This window comes from Chitinibacter fontanus, from assembly GCF_013423785.1.
GTDB lineage: Bacteria > Pseudomonadota > Gammaproteobacteria > Burkholderiales > Chitinibacteraceae > Chitinibacter > Chitinibacter fontanus.
In genome coordinates, this window is sequence record NZ_CP058952.1 from 1,637,324 (window position 1) to 1,657,701 (window position 20,378).

The 20,378-nt window shown below is 51.2% G+C and carries 17 protein-coding genes and 2 pseudogenes; 13 read left to right on the forward strand and 6 right to left on the reverse strand.

Features of this window, described 5'->3' with window-relative positions; all coding sequences use genetic code 11:
* Nucleotides 1–96: 96 nt before the first annotated feature.
* The 6 genes from HZU75_RS07545 to HZU75_RS07570 all read right to left on the reverse strand — a co-directional run bounded on the left by HZU75_RS07545 (nt 97) and on the right by HZU75_RS07570 (nt 7,098).
* The gene (locus HZU75_RS07545) at nt 97–687 is read right to left on the reverse strand and encodes a response regulator transcription factor (RefSeq protein ID WP_180308520.1); all 591 of its coding nucleotides are present in this window, start codon (nt 685–687) and stop codon (nt 97–99) included.
* Nucleotides 684–2,120 (reverse strand): HlyD family type I secretion periplasmic adaptor subunit, encoded by a 1,437-nt coding sequence (locus tag HZU75_RS07550; RefSeq protein WP_228028231.1) that lies wholly within the window; start codon nt 2,118–2,120, stop codon nt 684–686. The genes HZU75_RS07545 and HZU75_RS07550 overlap by 4 nt, the downstream gene beginning before the upstream one ends.
* Nucleotides 2,080–4,305: a type I secretion system permease/ATPase gene (locus tag HZU75_RS07555; protein ID WP_180308521.1), complete on the reverse strand. Its 2,226-nt coding sequence runs from the start codon at nt 4,303–4,305 to the stop codon at nt 2,080–2,082. Before HZU75_RS07555 ends, HZU75_RS07550 begins: the two co-directional genes overlap by 41 nt.
* A 64-nt stretch (nt 4,306–4,369) precedes the next feature.
* Nucleotides 4,370–5,752 carry an FAD-binding oxidoreductase gene (locus tag HZU75_RS07560; RefSeq protein WP_180308522.1) on the reverse strand — a complete coding sequence of 461 codons (1,383 nt, stop codon included), beginning with the start codon at nt 5,750–5,752 and terminating at the stop codon, nt 4,370–4,372.
* A 74-nt stretch (nt 5,753–5,826) separates the two neighbouring features.
* Entirely contained in the window at nt 5,827–6,768 is a 942-nt protein-coding gene (locus tag HZU75_RS07565) for a homoserine kinase (RefSeq protein ID WP_180308523.1), read from the reverse strand.
* Between the two features lie 9 nt (nt 6,769–6,777).
* A complete protein-coding gene (locus HZU75_RS07570; RefSeq protein WP_180308524.1) occupies nt 6,778–7,098 on the reverse strand; it encodes a DUF2782 domain-containing protein in 321 nt (106 codons plus the stop codon).
* Nucleotides 7,099–7,173: 75 nt separating this feature from the next.
* Here HZU75_RS07570 and polA point away from each other — a divergent pair, with 75 nt between their 5' ends.
* The 13 genes and pseudogenes from polA (at nt 7,174) to HZU75_RS07630 (ending at nt 20,220) form a co-directional block, all read left to right on the forward strand.
* Nucleotides 7,174–9,951, forward strand: coding sequence for a DNA polymerase I (polA, locus tag HZU75_RS07575; protein WP_180308525.1), 2,778 nt, complete (start codon nt 7,174–7,176; stop codon nt 9,949–9,951).
* Nucleotides 9,952–10,010: 59 nt separating this feature from the next.
* Nucleotides 10,011–10,472 (forward strand): hypothetical protein, encoded by a 462-nt coding sequence (locus tag HZU75_RS07580; RefSeq protein WP_180308526.1) that lies wholly within the window; start codon nt 10,011–10,013, stop codon nt 10,470–10,472.
* A 1,174-nt stretch (nt 10,473–11,646) separates the two neighbouring features.
* Nucleotides 11,647–12,327: a DUF3313 family protein gene (locus tag HZU75_RS07585; RefSeq protein ID WP_180308527.1), complete on the forward strand. Its 681-nt coding sequence runs from the start codon at nt 11,647–11,649 to the stop codon at nt 12,325–12,327.
* A 558-nt stretch (nt 12,328–12,885) separates the two neighbouring features.
* Nucleotides 12,886–13,956 (forward strand): annotated as a pseudogene (locus HZU75_RS07590) (esterase-like activity of phytase family protein); the annotation flags it as partial.
* 102 nt (nt 13,957–14,058) lie between these two features.
* Nucleotides 14,059–14,148 (forward strand): annotated as a pseudogene (locus tag HZU75_RS17755) (PEP-CTERM sorting domain-containing protein); the annotation flags it as partial.
* Nucleotides 14,149–14,503: 355 nt separating this feature from the next.
* Nucleotides 14,504–14,929 carry an inner membrane protein YiaA gene (yiaA, locus tag HZU75_RS07595; RefSeq protein ID WP_180308529.1) on the forward strand — a complete coding sequence of 142 codons (426 nt, stop codon included), beginning with the start codon at nt 14,504–14,506 and terminating at the stop codon, nt 14,927–14,929.
* A 347-nt stretch (nt 14,930–15,276) separates the two neighbouring features.
* Entirely contained in the window at nt 15,277–15,741 is a 465-nt protein-coding gene (locus HZU75_RS07600) for a DUF2846 domain-containing protein (protein ID WP_180308530.1), read from the forward strand.
* Nucleotides 15,742–15,797: 56 nt separating this feature from the next.
* A complete protein-coding gene (locus HZU75_RS07605; RefSeq protein WP_180308531.1) occupies nt 15,798–16,388 on the forward strand; it encodes a GNAT family N-acetyltransferase in 591 nt (196 codons plus the stop codon).
* An 84-nt stretch (nt 16,389–16,472) separates the two neighbouring features.
* A complete protein-coding gene (locus tag HZU75_RS07610) occupies nt 16,473–16,652 on the forward strand; it encodes a hypothetical protein (RefSeq protein WP_180308532.1) in 180 nt (59 codons plus the stop codon).
* A gap of 219 nt (nt 16,653–16,871) precedes the next feature.
* Entirely contained in the window at nt 16,872–17,669 is a 798-nt protein-coding gene (locus HZU75_RS07615; RefSeq protein ID WP_180308533.1) for a substrate-binding periplasmic protein, read from the forward strand.
* A 166-nt stretch (nt 17,670–17,835) separates the two neighbouring features.
* The gene (locus HZU75_RS07620; RefSeq protein ID WP_180308534.1) at nt 17,836–18,516 is read left to right on the forward strand and encodes a DUF3313 domain-containing protein; all 681 of its coding nucleotides are present in this window, start codon (nt 17,836–17,838) and stop codon (nt 18,514–18,516) included.
* Nucleotides 18,517–18,714: 198 nt separating this feature from the next.
* Nucleotides 18,715–19,863 carry an acyltransferase family protein gene (locus HZU75_RS07625; protein ID WP_180308535.1) on the forward strand — a complete coding sequence of 383 codons (1,149 nt, stop codon included), beginning with the start codon at nt 18,715–18,717 and terminating at the stop codon, nt 19,861–19,863.
* Nucleotides 19,864–19,905: 42 nt separating this feature from the next.
* Nucleotides 19,906–20,220 (forward strand): hypothetical protein, encoded by a 315-nt coding sequence (locus HZU75_RS07630; protein ID WP_180308536.1) that lies wholly within the window; start codon nt 19,906–19,908, stop codon nt 20,218–20,220.
* Nucleotides 20,221–20,378 lie beyond the last annotated feature (158 nt).

The window sequence follows — 20,378 nt, forward strand, 5'->3', positions numbered from 1 at the left end:
TACTTGAATGACATAAGGCTGGCGACTGTACTGAAGTACAGTCGATGCGATCAAATGATCAACGGCGGGTTGCGGCTGCGATAAGCATGCGCAGCCTTAGGCCAAACCATTGACGCGCAACACTAACTGCACGCGATCATTGACCTGTAGTTTTTCAAAAATTTGTGTGAGATGCGCTTTCACTGTGCGCTCGGTGATCGCAAGCTGGCGTGCGATTTCTTTATTGCTGAGGCCTTTGGCGGTTAGCTGTGCGACTTGCACTTCACGCTCGGACAAGCCCTGCAAAACCTGCTGTTGTGCAGGTAAGCGATTAAGTGCCCCCACTAATCGCTGCACCAAGGAGCGACCCGCCCAGATCTCGCCCGCAGCGACGACGTCAATGATCTGCTTTAACAACTCAGCAGGAGTATAGGCATGACAATAAGCACTAAACCCCGCTTTTAATGCTTGATAGCCTTCTTCATCATTGGGTAGCGAGCTAGCTAATAGCACATACTGATTCAGCGACTGCGCTGACTGCAATACACTCGGCCACACATAGCGGGTGGATTGAGCATCCAACAACACCAAAGCGGCAGGTGAAGTAGGCCATTGCGTGGCGATCTGGCTCGACCTGGGTGCCAAGGCCTGCTGCCAATACGCGAGCAGGCTAACATCGTCCGATATTAAAAAGATCGGCAAACTCATCGTTCGGTTAATGCACTCGACTTGGCACGCAGCACCGGTTTGAGCAGATAGGACAATACCGTTTTCTTGCCCGTGAGCACATCTACTTCGGCCACCATCCCCGGAATAATCGGAAGGCGTTTGCCGTCTTTTTCCAAGAACCCTTCGGTGGTGCGTACCCGCACCAGATAGAACACATTGCCTTTTTCATCTTTCACGGTGTCAGCACCAATCTGCACCACTTCAGCCTCCAGGCCACCGTAGATCGAGAAATCATAAGCAGTAAATTTTACGGTTGCCTTCTGTTTTGGGCTCAGGAAGGCAATATCACGTGGCTGAATTTTCACTTCCAGCACCAAGCTATCGCCTGACGGCACAATCTCAATGATGTCTTTGCCGGGTTGCACCACACCACCGACCGTATTGGCAAAGAGCTGTTTAACCGTACCATCCATTGGCGAGCGAATTTCAGATTGTTTAACCCGATCTTGCAAACCCACGCTACCCGCCGAAATCGAATTCAGTTTCCCGCTGGTTTCAGCTAGCTCGGTACGAGCCTGATTACGGAATACCAGCTCGACTTCCTGAATTTTACGATTGGCTTCGGCGATGGCGGCCTGAACGCGTGGAATTTGTGCCCCCGCACTATCGCGCTCGCCCAAATAGCGTGAAACATCGCGCTCCAGACGCAATACTTCCACATCAGATACCGCGCCTGATTTGAGTAATGGCCGTGTGGCATCAAGCTCTTTCTTGGTTAACTCGTAACCTTGCGCTGCTTGTTCACGGCGCGCACGGATTTCGTTGAGTTCTTGCGTGCGCTGATTGAGCTGTTGCCGTGCAATGCCCACCGAAGCATCCAGCTCTGAGCGCTTGGATTGATACAGCATTTCTTCCTGCGCAGCGATTTGCGGCGCTTGGCTAACCACCTCAGCTGGCATATTCAAGCTAGTTCCGTTGGCCAGCGCATCAAGTCGTGCGGCTTTGGCCTGCAAAGACAGCGCCTGCGCATTGCTCTCTTTCAAGGTCGACACAAAGCGGGTTGGATCAATCTTCAAAAGCAACTGGCCTTTTTTTACTTGCTGGCCTTCGCGCACCAGAATCTCCTGCACGCTACCGCCGTCCAAGCTTTGAATAACCTGCAGTTGGCGGGATGGGATGACCTTACCCTCGCCTTTAGTCACCTCATCGAGCTTGGCAAATGCCGCCCAAATCAGCAGCACGAAAACCGCCAGCGCCGCCACACGAATCAAAACCCGTGCACCGTGAGGGCTTTGCTCAACAATCGTGAGGTTAGCATCGGCGATGTAATCGCTATCGTCGATCAGATCTTTTTCTTCGGCAAAAAAGATATAGCGATCGAAAAATGCATCGAACAGCTGACTAATACGCGACCAAGTACGCTTAAACCAATTAGGTTTGACCATCACAGGTGAATTCACAGGCGTCTGCATTATGCCGCCCCCCTGCTTTACCAATCCGGCCTTGTTGCAAGGCCTCAACCACCTGCGCTTTCGGACCATCTGCCATCAACTGACCTTGATCAATCACGATCAAGCGATCAACTAACTCAAGCAAAGACGTACGATGCGTTACCAATAACATGGATTTACCTGCCAAATAACTCCGCAAGCGTTGCTTCAAACGCTCTTCGCTTTGATGATCCATCGCACTGCTTGGCTCATCCAGAATCAACATAGGAGGATCATTCAAAATCGCCCGCGCAATCGACACCGCTTGTCGTTGGCCGCCTGACAGCGAATCGCCACGCTCACCAATTGGCATATCAAATCCGCGCGGATTGGCATTCACAAACTCGGCAATGCCTGCCAATTCAGCGGCAGCCAATACCTGCGCATCGTCGGCGGCAGCATTGCCAAGCGCGATATTCTGTTTGAGCGTGCCATAAAACAGCAGCGGGTCTTGCGGCACAAACCCAATCGCACGGCGCAATTCGGCAGGATCAATTTGACGGGTATCGATCCCATCGACAAGCACTGCGCCCTCGGTAGGCTGATACAGCCCCAGAATTAGTTTTTCGATCGTGGTTTTGCCAGAGCCAACTCTACCGATCACGCCCACTTTCTCGCCAGCCAACATTTTGAAGCTGACATTTTTTAACGCAATATCGTCACGATCGGGATATTTGAACGTCACGTTGCGAAACTCGATCTCGCCACGGAATGATTCACGGTGCAAAAATGAGCTATTGGCTGGGCGCTCAATCGGCAACTTCATGTGGCTTTCTACTGCCCCGAGCGAGGTTTTGGCATTCTGATATTGCATCAATAAACCCGCGACTTGCCCCAAAGGCGCCATCGCCCGCCCGGCCAGCATGGAAGCGGCAATAATCGCCCCCATCGTAATCTGACCATCAACCAACAGATACACGCCAACAATCACAATCACAATCGACACGAGCTGCGTAATTGCCTGCGCAAAATTAACCGTAGTGGTTGATAGCAGTTTTAAACGGCCACCAATTTGCGCCAGAAAACGGGTTGCCCGCTCATAGCGCCGCTGCATTTCACCTTCGGCGCCCATAATTTTGATGGTTTCCAGCCCCACCATACTTTCCACCAACGTAGCATTGCGCTGGGCACTCGCCCGCTGGGTTAGCTCGACCATTTGATTCATCTTGGCCTGTGCCAACCAGGAAAAAGCCACGATTAAAATCGCACCAATCAAAGGCGGCAGCACCAGCCAAGGTGAAATCCAGACCAATACCAAAAAGAAGATCAGTACAAACGGCAAATCGACCAAGGTGGTAATCGACGCCGAGGCAATAAAGTCTCGCACCGATTCAAACGCACGCAAATTAGCGGTAAACGAGCCCACTGAAGCAGGTTTGGCGCTCATTTTTACGCCCAAAACCCGCTCCATAATCAAGGCCGACAGCAATACGTCGATCCGCTTGGATGCCACATCGAGGATATAACCCCGTGCAGTGCGCAGCACAAAATCAAAGCCCAAGATCAAACCTGCACCCAAGGCCAGTACCCACAGCGTTTCAATCGCATGATTGGGTACCACACGGTCATAGACATTCATTGAAAACAGCGGCATTGCCAACGCAAAAATATTGATCAACAAAGCCGCGATCAAGGCGTCGCGATAAATCCGCCAGTTGTCATACATTGCCCCCCAAAACCAATGCCGTTCGCGAATTTGGCCCAATTCAGGGGTCCGCAAATCAAAACGAAAACGCGGGCGAACAATAATCGCAATCCCTGCGTACAGTGCCGATAACTCAGCTTCGGTAAAAGTTTCTACGGCTTCACCGGTTTCTGGCATGCGTACGCGAAAACGGCCATCTGGCAATTTTTCCAGCAGCACGCAAGCACGCTGATCGTGCAGCAGAATAATTGTTGGGTAGAGCCGTGTGGGAATTTCATTGAGCCCTTGGCGCAGCACGCGGGATGACAGACCCGCGCGAGCTGCAGCCCGTGGCAGCAAAGATGGTGTTAGACGATTTTCAACCAAGGGCAAACCGGCAGCTAAGGCTTGCGCGGTCCACGGATCGCCGTGCAAACGGGTCAACTCAACCAGACAATCGAGCAGCGGGTCAAAATGCGCCTGACTTTCAGACACATGCCAGCCAAATTCATGCCCTGCGGTGGTGGAGTTCGTTTGTGTCATCAGAAGCCTTAACCATCAGAAGTTGCGCGGCAAGCAGCACCGATTGCCGTGTCATTGTTATCAGTTATAAAACCTTGCCCGGATTAAACAGGCCTTGCGGATCCAGCGAGCGCTTAATCTGGCGCATTAGAGTTAGCTCTAATTCAGAACGGACCTGCTGCAACGTTTCGCGCTTGAGCTGACCAATGCCATGCTCGGCACTGATGCTGCCATTGTGGCTGGCAACATGGCGGTATACCAGCTCATTCACCGCCTGCTCTTGCTCATACACGCCTGCGGTTTTATCCGCCAAAAACAAGTTGTAATGTAGATTACCGTCACCCAGATGACCAAACGCCACGATCTTGGCACCGGGAAATGCTGAAAGCATCTCAGCATCGCACATTTCAAGAAAGTCAGGTATTGCCCCAATGGGCAAACTAATATCGTGCTTAATGCTTACACCGTCAATCCTTTGTGCTTCAGGAATTGATTCGCGCAACTGCCAGAAAGCAGCAGCCTCACTCAAATTCTGTGCCACATAGGCATCCATACAACCATGCGCAAATAAATATTCCGCCAAACGATCGGTAAGCGCTGCTGAGTCACCGCCATCGGACAGCTCGATCAGCACGCACCAAGCCGGAGTTGGCTGAAATGGCTGGGCAAGGCGTGGAAAATGCAGATGCAGCAAATCAAGACACGGCGCCGAAATCAGCTCAAACGACGTAACCCGATCACCCACTTCGGCCTGCAAGCCACGCAGCAACTCAACCGCCGCCGCCGGATGATCCACCGCCACCAAGGCGGTGGCATGCGCAGTGGGCAATGGATACAGCCGCAATACCGCCTGCGTAATCAGGCCGAGTGTGCCTTCCGAGCCCACAAATAATTGCTTGAGATCGTAGCCAGTATTGTCTTTACGCAGCCCACGCAAGCCATTCCATACCTCACCATCAGCCAGCACCACCTCCAGCCCTAGCGTCAGCTCACGCATATTGCCGTAGCGCAGCACATTCACGCCGCCGGCATTAGTCGCCAGCGCACCACCGATTTGGCAGCTTTGTGCTGCGGCCCAATTAGCGGGAAATAACCGTTTTACATTCAGCGCAGCTTGCTGCACTTGCGCCAGCGTCACGCCCGTCTGCACTGTGATCGTATTATTGTCGGCATCAACCTGAATGATTTGGTTCATGCGCTCAAGTGAGATAATCAGCGATTGCCCATCGTTCAGTGGCGTCGCCGCGCCGCACAGGCTGGTATTGCCCCCTTGCGGCACAATCGCAATCTGGTGCTCGGCACACAGGCGCACCAGTTGCTGCACTTGCTCGGTCGAATTAGGGCGGGCAACGGCCAAGGTCTGGCCTTGATAACGACGGCGCTGATCCAAACAATAAGGCGCCGTATCGGCGCCAAACAGGATGGCATGCGAAGCCTGCCATTCACGCAATTGCTCTAAAAAACTCATTCACTATCCTCAGCCCGTGCCATCAACACTGGCATACGCGCCACAATCTTAACTATCGCGGCACGGGTACATCATCATGAAAGCCAGAAATCACTGCGTTGTTTATGATGCTCAATCACGCGCTGGAAATGCCCCGGGTCTTTAGCAAAAGTCATTTCACCCGCCGCTGGCTTGTGAAAATCGAGCAAACGTGACACCCAGAAGCGCAACGCCGCAGCACGCAGCATAATCGGCCAGTCAGCCACTTCGTCGGTGGTCAGTGGGCGAACTGATTGATAACCAGCCAACATCGCTTGGGCACGCTCGGCATCGATATCGCCATCAGGCAGCACGCACCAGTCGTTGAGCGTAATCGCCAAGTCGTACAGCAAAATATCATTGCAGGCGTAGTAAAAATCGATAAAACCACCCACCAAGTCGCCATTCATCAAGGCGTTGTCGCGGAATAAATCGGCGTGAATCACACCGCGCGGCAATTGATCGAATTTATGCTGTGATTGCAGCTGTACTTCGGCATGCAGCAAAGCCGCCTCGGCTTCGCCCATGAAGGGGTACATATCGTGCGCGGTGGCTGACCACCATTGCGGACCACGTGGATTGGCCATTTGTCCACTGTAGCTCGCCGCAGCCAAATGCATTTGTGCCAACATTTCGCCCACTTGCGCACATTGGGCGGCATTCGGGCTGTCGGTTACTGCGCCGGGCAGGCAGGGCACCAATAAGGTTGGCTTGCCATTGAGTTCATCAATGTATTCACCACTTAAATTGGCAATTGGTGCCGCAATCGCAATGCCGTGCTGGCCCAAGTGCACCATTAAATTCACGTAATACGGCAACTCATCCGCACGCAGTGTTTCAAACAGCGTCAGCACATACTTCCCATGGGTAGTGGTCACAAAGTAGTTGGTATTGGTGACTCCGGCGGCAATACCCTTGATATCCACCAATTGACCCAAAGAATAGCGCTTTAAAAACGGGGCTAAATCGTCGCTGCTAACAGTAGTAAAAACAGACATTCACTTATCTCAAAATTCCAGCAATACCCACGTTGGGACGGCGATATTCTCGCCAATATCACGGCGCATAAATTGGCCTTTGCCGGTTGGATCAATCAGATAGTAGGGCTTACCCACTTTCGGCGTTACTTTCACTTGGTACAACTTGCCGTGCAGTCGGTATTCGGCAATCGTGGCATCCGCTTTTTCGATGATGCGCACTTCAGGGCCTTGCTCAACTGAAGTAGGGGTATCTTCGGTTGGCATGGGTGGCGGCATGTCAGCCACCACTTCGGCATAAGTCGGTGCAATCGCGGCACCGAGTAACATCGCAATCAGTAAATGGCGCATGGTTCACTCCCTTAACAGGTTAATAGCTCGTTTATAATGGGCGGCACACCCAATCACAGTATAGAGAACTCACGCATGGCGACGCTGCTTTTAATCGACGGATCTTCGTATCTCTACCGCGCTTTTCACGCCATTCGTGAGCTATCCGCACCGGACGGCACGCCGAGCAACGCGCTATTTGGCTTTGTGAACATGCTCAAAAAGCTGCGCCAACAAACTCACGCCGATTATATCGCGTGCGTGTTCGATGCTAAAGGTAAAACCTTCCGCGACGACATTTACCCGCAATATAAAGCCCAGCGCCCGCCGATGCCGGACGAGCTGCGCGTGCAAATTGCACCGATCCACCAAGCCGTCGCCGCGTTCGGAATTCCGATTTTGATGATTGAAGGCGTTGAGGCCGACGATGTGATCGGCACCTTGGCGCGCCAAGCCTCCGCGCAAGGCATCACCACCATCATGTCGACTGGCGATAAAGATATGTCGCAGCTGGTGGATGACTACGCGCGCATCGAAAACAGCATGACCGAAGAAGTACTCGACCGCGACGGCGTGTTTGCCAAATTTAACGTCTGGCCCGAGCAGATTGTCGATTACCTCGCACTGATCGGCGATACGGTCGATAACGTGCCGGGCGTACCGAAATGCGGCCCGAAAACGGCGGCTAAATGGCTAGCCGAATTTGGCAGCCTCGATAACATCATCGCCAACGCCGACGCAATCAAAGGCGTGGTCGGGCAAAACCTACGCGACACTTTGCAATGGCTACCAACTGCGAAAGAGCTGGTGACGATCAAATGCGATGTCGATCTAAGCAGCGAATTGCCAAACGGTTTCGACGATCTGAAATATCAAACTGAAGACAGTGCGACGCTGCTGCAACTGTTTACCCGCTTTAATTTCCGCACTTGGGTACGCGAGATGGAAGGCAAAGTCGGCCAAGCCGCCAAACCCGAAACACCTAAGGGTATCACCTCAGACCTCTTTGGTGACGAGCCTAATGAGGCAATACCTGCCGAAGTATCAAGCATTCCTGCCGCCCCCGTTGAGCGCCATTACGAATGCATCAACACGTCCGAATTGCTGGCCAAATGGATAGACAAAATCAGCGCCGCCAGCATGACTGCGTTCGACACCGAAACCGATAGCCTCGATCAAATGCAGGCGCGCTTGGTCGGCATGTCGTTCTCGGTGCAAGCCGGCGAAGCCGCCTACCTGCCGCTGGCACACCACGGTGCCGACACACCGGAGCAACTGCCGTTTGACGACACGCTCGCACAACTGAAACCGTGGCTGGAATCCGCCGACCATAAAAAAGTCGGCCAAAATCTGAAGTACGATCAGCACGTTTTGGCGAACTTAGGCATTAATCTGGCCGGTATCGCCGACGATACCCTACTAATGAGCTATGTACTCGCCAGCCACGAAAAGCACAATATGGACGACCAAGCCGCGCGCGAGCTAGGCGAAACCACGATTAAATACGAAGACATTTGCGGCAAAGGCGCCAAGCAGATTGGCTTTGCCGAGGTCGATCTGGATACCGCCACCGCGTATGCGGCCGAAGACGCCGATATTACTGGCCGCCTAGCCCATACCCTACTGCCGCGCCTGCAAGCTAATGCCGGGCTGCACTACGTATACCGCGACATCGAAATGCCATCGCGCCAAGTGCTGTACGTGATGGAGCGCAACGGTATTTTGGTGGATGCGAACAAACTTAACCGTCAAAGCCACGACATCGGCCTGCGCCTGATCGAGTTGGAACAGCAAGCCTACGAGCTGGCGGGCCAGCCGTTTAACCTTGGCTCGCCCAAACAGCTCGGCGAGATTTTCTTCGACAAACTCAAACTGCCGGTGATCAAAAAAACCCCGAAAGGCGCGCCGTCGACCGACGAAGAAGTGCTCAGCGAGCTGGCCAAAGACTACCCGCTACCGAAAGTGCTGCTCGAACACCGCAGCCTGAGTAAACTGAAATCCACCTACACCGACAAGCTGCCGCTGATGATCAACGCCGCCACCGGCCGCGTGCACACCAGCTTTAACCAAACCGTCGCCGTCACAGGGCGTTTGAGCTCGTCCGACCCGAACTTGCAAAACATCCCGGTGCGCACACCCGAGGGCCGCAAAATCCGCGAAGCCTTCATCGCGCCCGCGGGCTGCAAAATCGTGTCGGCCGATTACTCGCAGATCGAGCTGCGCATCATGGCGCATCTATCGGGCGATGCCGCGCTGATCCGCGCCTTTGAGCAGGGGCTGGATATTCACAAAGCCACCGCCGCCGAAGTGTTTGGCGTCAGCCTTGATGAAGTCACCAGCGAGCAGCGCCGCTACGCCAAGAGCATCAACTTTGGCCTGATCTACGGCATGAGCGCGTTTGGTCTGGCCGCCCAGCTCGAAATCACCCGCGAAGCGGCGAAAACCTTTATCGAACGCTACTTCAACCGCTTCCCCGGCGTGGCCGAATACATGGAAGTCACCCGCGCCGCCGCGCGCGATGCCGGCTATGTAGAAACCGTCTTCGGTCGCCGCCTGTGGCTGCCGGCGATCAAATCATCCAACGGCGCGCAACGCGCGGGGGCCGAGCGCGCAGCGATCAATGCGCCGATGCAGGGCACAGCAGCGGATTTGATTAAATTGGCGATGGTGGCGGTGAATCATTGGTTGATTGCTGAAAAATTGAGCAGCCGTCTGCTGTTGCAGGTGCATGATGAATTAATTTTGGAAGTGCCTGAGGCTGAATTGGACTTAGTGAAAGCCAAATTACCGGAGATTATGGCAAGCGTGGCGACGCTAAAAGTACCTTTATTGGCGGAAGTGGGGGTTGGGGAGAATTGGGAAGAAGCGCATTGATCCCATTTCAGGAAAAATGAGTCCATTCCATTAACAAAGCCCACATCAAAGGTAATAAGTTGATAAAAATCTTAACTTTATTATTTACGGCTTTTTCTTTTATTAATACAACTGCACACTCACAGGAGTGCTTCGAAAAACCACCTGGGGTAGAAGGCATTCGCATAGATACGATTGGAGAGATAAAAATATCACCAATAAAATTAAGCAAAAGTGGAAAAAAAGGCTACATCGCGACTGAATATTTTGGCGCACAAAATCTTCAAGCTTCAATATTTTTAATGCGCAGAGGTCAATACTGTTTTGCAGGTGACCTTGGGTCATACATTGGCGCAAAGGTGGATGACACAACGTGTCATCAAGATTATTGCAATCTAATAATTGAATCCAAATCTGGATCTGTACATTTTTATCGAACTTACGGTTACAGATCAAAAAAATATATCTATTTAGGATGCCAATCCTCCATTGAAGACAAGAAAAAGCCTTGCGAAACTGGAGAAAAAAATGAAAACAATTAAAAAATCAGCCGTGTAGGGCGGGTCGTGACCCGCGCTGATAAATGTTTGTTGATTCACATCCTGATTGGCGGATTACGCCTTAGCCTAACCACGCCCTACGCTTTTTTTCTTTACTTTCAACTTGTCATCCACCACGGATTGGCGGCTGTGCGCCGCGGCACTGACTTTCCTTGCTTCGCCAAGGAAAGTCAGCAAAGGAAGGCGACCCCACATCTGCGTCGGCTGCGCCGATGCCCTCGCTGCGGACAATCGGCAAGGCGGCGGGCTTTAACAAAACAGAGCTCGCCGAAACCCCTTGCCGCTTGTTCCTCGCTCGGCGCTGATGTAGGGGAATTGGCGCAGAGCAACGATTTATGCATATACCTGCCACAGTGTTGCGCTGAAGACTAAATTGATTATTGCTTTGGTTGATATACTGATTATTGCTTTGGTTGATATACCCCCACAGCCAATTAGAACGGATTGCCCGTGGAGACGCGCCGTTTGAAAAAGTTACGGCGAGGTTTTAAGCCGCGTTGTGTTTGAGCAGCGCGACGCTAGCGCGCTGCGAGTTGTAGCGGCGCCTCGCCGTGGCTTTTTCAAACGGGGTTTCGCGGCGATCGGGCGCGCGAGGGTTGCAAGGGACGGAGCAAGACCCGTCCCTTGCTCGTTAGGCCGGCGAAACGGCCGGTTCACCGCCTGCGCCAGCAGGCAATGCAATCACCAAACAGCCACCACATCCTCGCTCGGTGCAGCTGTAGGAGAAACGCGCAGCGCTACAATCACAGATACTGCATAGCGGTATTTACTTTTAGCCATTATTAAATAAAGCTTCTATTGGCATACCCATTCGCCAATTAGAACGGATTGCCCGTGGAGACGCACCATTTGAAAAAGTCATGGTGAGGTTTTAAGCCGCAACCTGTTTGAGCAGCGCGACGCTAGCGCGCAGCGAGTTTTGCGGCGCCTTGCCAATTGCCGGACGGACGGGGTTTCGCGGCGATCGGGCGCACGGGGGTTACTAGTGGCGAAGCAAGACTCGCCCCTAGCTCGTCCGGCCTGCGAAACCGCCGGTTCACCGAATTCGCACAAATTACCACTTCAATTGATATTGAAATTCAACGCAAATTCCCCGAATATCCCTACTCTTCCATCACGTGTCAGAGCCATGCACAAATTTAATCAAGGATTTGTAATGAAAAAACTAATTAGCGCTGCACTGCTCAGCACCAGCATGCTGCTGGGGCAGTCCGTGTGGGCGAATACGGATGCGGAAGTGATGCGTGATAACTTGTTTACAATTCCACTTTCATCGTACCAAGCAGATCCGAATAACCCCAATCAACGGCTGTACCTCAAATCTGGCGCGCAACTGAATCAGTACCAGCAGGTGATTGTTGAGCTACCGCTGTTTTTGCAACAAAACCAGCAACACGAGTGGGAGCTGTTGCAGCCGACTGAGGCGAATAAAATTGCTCAATATTTCCAACGCCAATTAAGCGCGGAGCTACAGCAATTGGGGATTAGCGTAGTGACGCAGGCTGATGCTAATACCTTGCGCTTGCGCTCTGCAGTCACAGGTATGGGGCAAGCTCGGCCGGATCGCAAATTAACCGACTTTGCACCAACCAAGGCCAAAATTAATTTGGCGAAACGGGTCGTTGGCCGCGAGCCATATTTACTGATGGTGCACACCATGGCACAGGTTGAGGATGCCAACAGCGGCGAGCTACTGGCAGGCGTTGTGAGCTTGAAGGAAACCAGCAAAACCAAGGTTAAAGATCAAGAAGTAACCTTGGCCTATTTGCAAAAAGAAATCGACAAGCTCGCCAAGAAAAATGCCGCTCAGCTGGCGCACGCGATGGGCAAGCAATAAAGCGTAATACGCCGCGCAGATGGCATGTGGCTGAAGCTGATTTGGCTAACTCCAGCCATTCTGACTTCCCAATCTGCACTGCTGGCCGTTTAGTTTTTGCCTGTGCGGCAGGCTAGACGCCAGCAATACGCTTCAATCGACGAGAATGCACTGAGTATTTATTCATAAAGATGCTCCTTCTGAGCTAAATTTGCACCTGCAATAGTGCCAAGCCCTATCACCGCGTGTTGTGAATGACCATCACCGCAACGGTCAACCGGTGTCAGCCGAGGTTCGTTCCTAGAACCGCGGGATTTCCCCTCTAAATTTGGCGTTTAACCGTCATGTCATCTCAGCCCCTTAGCATGCACTTTCTTATATAAAAACAAGCTACTTAGGATGTCTGAAATGATTCGTTTACGCGTATTACCGATCTTGCTGGCTGGTGTACTGGCTGGTGCAGCCGTTCCTGCCCATGCTGCAATCCTGCTGGGCATTGGTGAAATTGGCGGTTCGGCCGATCTATCTGGCCTGACTGGCACACTGGAAAACGGCCTGCCAGCCAATATTCTGGGTGGCATGGGATCGGGTTTTGCCTGGGCTGGCGGCAATACTTTTATCGCCACGCCAGATCGCGGCCCGAATGCAACGCCATGGAATAACAAGGTAGACGAGACGAGCAGCTATATTTCGCGCTTTCATACGCTGAATATGTCGCTGCAAGCCAATCCCCAAGCGGGCGCTTTGCCATTTCAGGTTAATGCCAAGCTCGCTTCCACCACCTTGTTATGGTCAGCCGACAAGCTCAATTACGGCACGGCAGGCACACCGAATACTGCGGGCCTGAACAACACAGGCGGTCGCAATTATTTTACTGGCCGCTCAGATGCCTTTGACGCCAGCAAAGGCTCGAACAATAGCAATAACGCCCGCTTTGACCCGGAAGGCGTGCGTGTATCTGCCGATGGTAAAAGCGTATTTGTGTCCGATGAATACGGCCCGTATGTGTATCAGTTTGATCGTGCGACTGGCGAGCGGATTAAGGCGTTTGAATTGCCCGGCAGTCTGGCGGTAAAAACCTTGGGCGCAACCACCGCCGCGGAAGACAAACCTGTGAACACCAGCGGCCGCGTTGCCAACAAAGGCATGGAAGGCTTGGCCATTACACCCGATGGCAAAACGCTGGTCGGCATTATGCAAGCACCCTTGCTGCAAGATAATAAAGGCCAAGTGCGCATTGTGACCGTCGATGTCGCCACCGGCGAGACCAAACAATTTGCCTATAAATTAACCGATGGCTCAGGCGTGAGCGAGATCGTCGCGATCAATGACCATGAGTTTCTAGTTGATGAACGTGACGGCAAAGGTTTGGGCGACGGCAGCGCCGCTGCGGTGAAAAAAGGCTATCGCATCGACATCAGCGGGGCGACGCCAATTCCAAATGACAGCACCAAAGGTGATCTAAGCAAATATCTGGTCAGCAAAACGCCAACGGCCACGGTCGATGTCGTTGCCATGCTAACCAAGCCAAGCAATGAAGGCGGCGCAGGCCTCACCGCTGCGCAAGTTCCCGCCAAAATCGAAGGCTACGCATTCGGTCAAGATGTGACATTTGAAGGCAAAACCCTGCATACATTGTGGGTCGCCAATGACAATGATTTTGTATCCGGCGTGGCGGGGCAAAATAAGTTTTACGTGTTTGGCCTCAATGACAGCGAGCTGGGTGGACATTTTGTACCGCAAGCGATTACCGCACCAGTGCCCGAACCAGAAAGCTACGCGCTAATGGGCATGGGCTTGCTGGGTTTGTGCGTGGTACGTCGCCGCAAACAGCGCTGCTAAAGCTGCGAACTAGGCCACGTTTTAGTACTTTGCTGACGTGGCCCCTAAGTCACTCAGCCAATAAAAAACCGCCAATCTTGGCGGTTTTTTATTGGTGCGACGCATTCAGGACACTTTGATAGCCGTATAGGGCGGGTTGTGGCCCGCGTTCGGCTAGGCGCGAACTATAGTGGTTTGCCTGCAATGTGGCATCCAGCATGGATTGGCAGAATCTAAGCGTGCAGCAGGCTCTGACAAAAAAATCACTGTCAATATTTCAGATCACACCAGCAACTATGACATTTTGTTGCAATATTTTTATACAGAACATTACAATCACACGATGAAATACTTACTCTCAATATAGGGATTTGCAATGAGTACAAACACTAAAACTTCATCTGCATTTGTTGCGGCCTCATGGCTGGCATTCTGTGCAGGGGTGACGACCTATCTCATCGGGCTGAACAACGCGGCGATGCAGCTCAACGAAAAAGGCTATTACCTAACCGTTTTACTGTTTGGATTGTTTGCGGCGGTGTCCTTACAGAAAACAGTACGGGATAAACTGGAGGGATTGCCATTTAACGCAATGTATTATGGCATTTGCTGGTTTTCTTTTATTGCTGCAATCTCACTGCTTTGTATTGGCTTATTTAACGCAACCATCACGCTCAGTGAAAAAGGATTTTATGGCATGGCTTATGGATTAAGCCTATTTGCAGCCATCGCGATCCAGAAAAACACCCGCGATAATGAATATTTCAAAGTAAAAAAAGAAATATTGGCAGCCGCTGAATAAACTCGCACAGCGTAACCCGAGCTAATTGTTGGGTTACGCTTTCTGCTAAGTACTGCCACAGTTTTTCTTTACCTGTAATTCATCAAGCCCAAGATTTACAGCGCTACGCTGAGCTCCCCGAACTTCACCCGCCACGCTTGCTTGTTGCAGACCAATGCCAAGATAGGCTCAAAAGTACCGGTAAACACACTTGCCGTAGTACCATTTACCTACCGATCTTCGCCACAAAAACGGCTTATTTGCATCGGCAATGGCGGCAAATATCCGCCAATTTTCTCGCATCCATCATTCGGCACATACAAACCCTTGTTTAACTGAATGATTTCCAAAAAGAAGAAATAGACAAAATGAAAATCACAACTACCCTTGCCCTACTCACGGCCCTGCTATTTACTGGCTGCGCCTCAGTGGATATGGTGCCCAAAGCAGAATCCGATAAAGCCAAGCTATTTAAAGCACCGAGCGAAGGCAAAGCTGGACTTTATGTGTATCGCAATAGCAACTTTGGTGCGGCCATCAAAAAAGATCTTTGGGTGGACGGCCAGTGTTTGGGCGAATCGGCGCCGCAGGTGTTCTTTTATACTGAGGTAGACGGCGGTAAAACGCACAAGATTGATACTGAATCAGAGTTCTCAGCCAATTCGCTGGAGCTAACGTCTGAAGCGGGCAAACATTATTTTGTCCGCCAGTACATGAAGATGGGCGTTTTTGTGGGTGGTGCAGGCTTGGAGCAAATATCTGAAGAGCAAGGCAAAGTGGATGTTGCCCTCTTGAATATGGCCAAAGCAGGTAAATGCAGCGCCAAAAAATAAGTGCAAGCTAGCCCTTTCTGCACAGAAAAACCGCCAATCTTGGCGGTTTTTTTTTGGTGAAACGCATTCTAGCCGCTTCGACTGCGGCAGCCCACCAGCATCAACGAATGCTATGCACCGCATATCTGGCGTGCTTCAATAGCTTGTTCTGCTATGCGCTATTGAATGCTGATAAGACCATGCAATTTCAAACCTATACCCCCGCTTTGCAAGCACAACTGCTCGATTTTTTCGCCATCATGCAGGCGTCGCGTGGGCGGACATTTGATCGGCTGCATTTGCCCGCTGATCTACGCGACATTCAAACCAGCTATCAGAATAATGGGGGCGAATTTTGGGTACTACTGGCGCACACCGAAATCATTGGCACCATTGGCTTACGCTTGCTCGATGCTGAACAAGGCATTGCGGAGCTGAAACGCTTTTTTGTTTTACCGAGCCACCAGCGACGGGGAGTTGGCACTCAGCTAATGGCACACGCGATGGCAGCAGCCACTCAACGTGGCTGGCAGATCATTCGGCTCGATACAATGCGCAACGCAGCATCGGCGCTCTCGATATACCAAAAATTCGGTTTTTACGATATTACTCGCTACAACGACAACCCAACTGCTGAGGTGTTTTTGGAAAAAAAGCTCTTCTCCTAAAAAATTGGGCAAAGCCGCATACGCGGCAGAACTCTGGAATGGCGGGTTTGTCGATATCAGCGTTACCCACCATCGAGAAACTGTATGTCACCCTTTGCGATTATTTTATATGCCCTGAGCGTTGCCTGTTTTATCACCGTGCCACTGATGATTTACCAACGGGACGAAAAAATTGATCGCTGGATTATGGGCGGTGCGGGGATGATATTTTTCGTATGCGCCATCACGGCTCACGTCCTGATTCCGCATAACGCAAGCACTTGATTGCGACACGGCCACCTTATGCCGCCGATATTTGGCGGCTTTTTTATAGCTACAGAGGTCAATACCCAGCACTGTATACCTCTATAAGCAAAGCCAAAAATAGGCTACAAAGCAATACCCAAACAAAAATCTCGCTGACGACTACTTAAATTCTGCTAGCCCGCATTGCTGCGTTGCAATGTAATTAGCCTATGCTAGAACGGATGACGGGGGTGAGGAATGCAACGCTTTCGCTTACGACAGACCATTAAATGCATTGCCCGCATTGCGCTGATTTGGCTATGCGTGCAATCGAGTGCGCACGCGGTTGAGCAAATTCCACTCTATACGTACTACGATGAGCCTCCGTTTGCACTCGACCAACCGGCCAATCTCACAACAAAACTGGCCAACTGGCTCAGCGACCGCTCCGCTGGGCGCTATCAATTTGTGCCAACTCAGCTACCGCGCAAACGCTTAGATCTTGTAATCGAGCACCAAGCACAGTGGCAAGGGGTGGTGGCATGGGCCAATCCAGTATTTTTCCATGATCCTTTGCAGTTGAAATATCTGTGGTCCAAACCGTATATGCAGGACGTGAACTTGGTTGTGAGCCACCGGAGCAAACCAGTTGAGTTTAAAAATGCAGCATCGTTATATGGCTTACGGGTTGGGGCAGTAATCGGCCGACAATTGGAAGATTTCGAGTCAGATATTGCGCAGGGGAAAATCACCCGTGAGGACGCCAACAGCGTGTTGAGCAATCTGAAAAAACTCAATTTGCATCGTATTGATGCGACCTTTATTTCTGCCAGCTCGCTGGGTAGCTATCGCCAGCAGATCACCGATCTGGATCATTGGTTGTATATTGCGCCAACGCCACGCGGCTTGGTTGAACGACATTTTTTTCTGGCACCGAATCAAGCTACTTTGCTCGACTTTCTGAATGATGCCGCAGTAGCCCTGCCAAAAGATCCACAGTGGAAAGCCTTATTCAAAGATTTGCGCGATTCAGGCAGCCCTGCACATTTAAATTAAGCACGCAGCCTACACCGAGCAAAGACATCGCACGCGCTTGGTCAGCACAATCATGCTGCAATGGTAATAGTTGACATTGAACTTTAAAATAGATTACCCAACTTATGGGCTTACTCATCATGCTTACGACGTCAACTGAGGCGTCGAAATAATAAAAGGATACATTATGAAACATCTGCTTCGCGCTACTCTGCTGAGCGCCAGCTTGCTACTTAGCCCATGGGTGAGTGCAAATACCGAAACCGATGCTGTACGCGATAATTTATTCACCATTCCACTCTCGGCCTATCAACTTGATGCCAAAGACCCTAGCCAACGGATTTATCTCAAGCCCGGCGTGACACTCAGCCAATACCAACAAGTGATTGTTGAAGCCCCACTCTTTTTGCATCAAGGTCAAGATCAGCAATGGGAGCTACTACAGCCGAATGAAGAAAGCAAAATTGCCAATTACTTCAAAGCCAAGCTGAGCATCGAGCTACAAAAGCAAGGTATTAAAGTTGTAGAACAAGCCGACGCTAACACCTTGCGCCTGCGTTTTGCGGTGACGGGCTTGGCCCAAACCCGCCCAGGGCTGGATTTAATTGATGTATTACCCGCCAAAGCCGCGATCAATATCGCCAAAATGGCAATCGGCAAAGAGCCGTACCTCCTGCGAATTGGTACCATGGCTCAACTCGAAGACGCTAGTAACGGCGAACTATTGGCTGGCGCTGTGAATTTAAAAGAAACCCGCAAAACCAAGGTAAAAGATAAAGCCATTACCTTGGATTATCTGGAAAAAGAAATCGACAAAATCACCAAGAAAAGTGCAGCTCAATTAGCCCACGCGATGGGTAAACAGTAAGCCCACACCGAGCACAAGTAACCAGCCCAATTGGGCTGGTTTTTTTATGACCCCCATGCCACGCGTGGGACGGCGGCTTTCCGCTAATCGGAATTCCCGCTGCTAGTCGCGCATTCATTCTCCCGCTACTGGCGGCTTACGCCTAAAATACTGCTTTTGGCTGATTCTGGCCTGCTTTAGTCGATTGAACTCCGTCGTATGACCCCTGCTGCAGCTCAACGTTTTGTCGTTCTGGATAGTTTCCGTGGCCTATGCGCCCTATCCGTCGTGCTTTTTCATTTGCATATCTGGCAAAGCGTCGGTGAATGGCGGTTTTTCCGCTCCGCCGGGCTGCTAGTCGAGTTTTTTTTCGTGCTGAGTGGTTTTGTCATGGCGCATCGCTACTACCAGCGCAGCATGAATGGCGCAGGCTTTGGCGATTTTATGATTAGCCGCAGTTGCCGCATCTTGCCTTTGCATTTTGCTACCTTGCTACTGATGACGGCGCTGGTGTTTTTGCGCCCGGTACTGTTTGCTGAATTCACCGTGGAAGATTTACCCGATTTATTCTGGAGCGAAGGGGTACGTACCCAGTGGGTTTACAATGCTTTGCTGCTGCAAGGCTGGCTGCCCGATGCAAACTTATTTTCGTTTAATGGCCCATCTTGGAGCATTAGCGTTGAGTATTATATTTACATCGCATTTGGGCTAATTGTATTGTGGGCTAATCGCCATAGCACGGCGGTATTCGCAGGCTTAGTAGCCTTGTGCTCGCTCACCACACTACTGGCGAACACCCAAATTGCCAATAGCCCCGGCTTACGCGGACTAACCTGCTTTTTCCTTGGCGCCACCATTTACGCGCTACATCTACGCATCCGGCAATTGCATCTGGCTCGCCATTGGGCCACCCTATTAGAAGCGGCGACCCTGCTAGCACTGTATTTTATGGTTGCCATGAAATATCCGCACAAAAGTTATTGGGCAACCTGGGGTTTTGCGGCGGCAATTCTTATTTTTGCGGGTGAACGAGGCCAAATCTCTGCCTGGCTGAAACATAAACCCTTTTTAAAACTAGGCCAGTGGTCATTTTCGATTTATCTGGTACATTTTATTCTGCTGTATATCGTTAATGTATTGTTTGCGCATTACTATCCCGCTTGGCTCAAGCAAGTCGGGCAGGTGCGCTACATTGATAGTGGCAGTATCGCCCTCAATAATGCCTTATTGCTATTGATCGTTGCTGGCGTGTTGCTATGTGCTCGCTGGAGTTTCCGCTGGATTGAACAACCTGGTATGCGGCTGGGAAAATACTGGCAAAGTCGGCGCACTAGGCCTGCACTGATACTGGCCGGCGCCAAAATATAATTATTGCATGACCTTACTGGTCACCCACTCCACGGAAGCTAGATGGCTCACTTTCAAATTACCCCTGATTACAATGCCGCCAGCTTAGGGCTCGATACGCTACAAACCGCGGTGTATCAGCATTTGTGCTCACAGCGTCAAACTACGAGTGCCGAATTAATTAGTTTGTATGCGGTACAAAATCCGCAAGCTACTATTGCGGCAATTAACGCCCGACTCTTGGCACTCAAAAGTGGTTGGCAAATCTTAATCAGCACCCCGCGCGCACCTCAACAAGGCCCAACCCAATCCATGCGAACACCCGTTGCCTATTATCGACTCAGCCGTAAAACCTTATTGAATATTGCCCAATTTTAATCAGCATCACAAAATACAGTGGCCCAAGTTTAATTGGGCATGGTTTTCAATTCCGGCCTGAGCAATTTAAATTAGTGCTTTATAATTTAATGATTTAGCTTTGCATATAGCTTTCAATTATGCAGTTTTCTGTGTCATAAAAGCATAATTCTGGTATA

Bases quoted from the DNA above. Each gene is read 5' to 3' on its own strand.
- HZU75_RS07585 (WP_180308527.1), top strand. From the start codon at position 11,647: ATGAAAAAACTAATTAGCGCTGCACTGCTCAGCACCAGCATGCTGCTG.
- polA (WP_180308525.1), top strand. From the start codon at position 7,174: ATGGCGACGCTGCTTTTAATCGACGGATCTTCGTATCTCTACCGCGCT.
- HZU75_RS07555 (WP_180308521.1), bottom strand. From the start codon at position 4,305: ATGACACAAACGAACTCCACCACCGCAGGGCATGAATTTGGCTGGCAT.
- HZU75_RS07620 (WP_180308534.1), top strand. From the start codon at position 17,836: ATGAAACATCTGCTTCGCGCTACTCTGCTGAGCGCCAGCTTGCTACTT.
- HZU75_RS07550 (WP_228028231.1), bottom strand. From the start codon at position 2,120: ATGCAGACGCCTGTGAATTCACCTGTGATGGTCAAACCTAATTGGTTT.
- HZU75_RS07610 (WP_180308532.1), top strand. From the start codon at position 16,473: ATGTCACCCTTTGCGATTATTTTATATGCCCTGAGCGTTGCCTGTTTT.
- HZU75_RS07625 (WP_180308535.1), top strand. From the start codon at position 18,715: ATGACCCCTGCTGCAGCTCAACGTTTTGTCGTTCTGGATAGTTTCCGT.
- HZU75_RS07565 (WP_180308523.1), bottom strand. From the start codon at position 6,768: ATGTCTGTTTTTACTACTGTTAGCAGCGACGATTTAGCCCCGTTTTTA.
- HZU75_RS07630 (WP_180308536.1), top strand. From the start codon at position 19,906: ATGGCTCACTTTCAAATTACCCCTGATTACAATGCCGCCAGCTTAGGG.
- HZU75_RS07545 (WP_180308520.1), bottom strand. From the start codon at position 687: ATGAGTTTGCCGATCTTTTTAATATCGGACGATGTTAGCCTGCTCGCG.
- HZU75_RS07600 (WP_180308530.1), top strand. From the start codon at position 15,277: ATGAAAATCACAACTACCCTTGCCCTACTCACGGCCCTGCTATTTACT.
- HZU75_RS07615 (WP_180308533.1), top strand. From the start codon at position 16,872: ATGCAACGCTTTCGCTTACGACAGACCATTAAATGCATTGCCCGCATT.
- HZU75_RS07560 (WP_180308522.1), bottom strand. From the start codon at position 5,752: ATGAGTTTTTTAGAGCAATTGCGTGAATGGCAGGCTTCGCATGCCATC.
- yiaA (WP_180308529.1), top strand. From the start codon at position 14,504: ATGAGTACAAACACTAAAACTTCATCTGCATTTGTTGCGGCCTCATGG.
- HZU75_RS07570 (WP_180308524.1), bottom strand. From the start codon at position 7,098: ATGCGCCATTTACTGATTGCGATGTTACTCGGTGCCGCGATTGCACCG.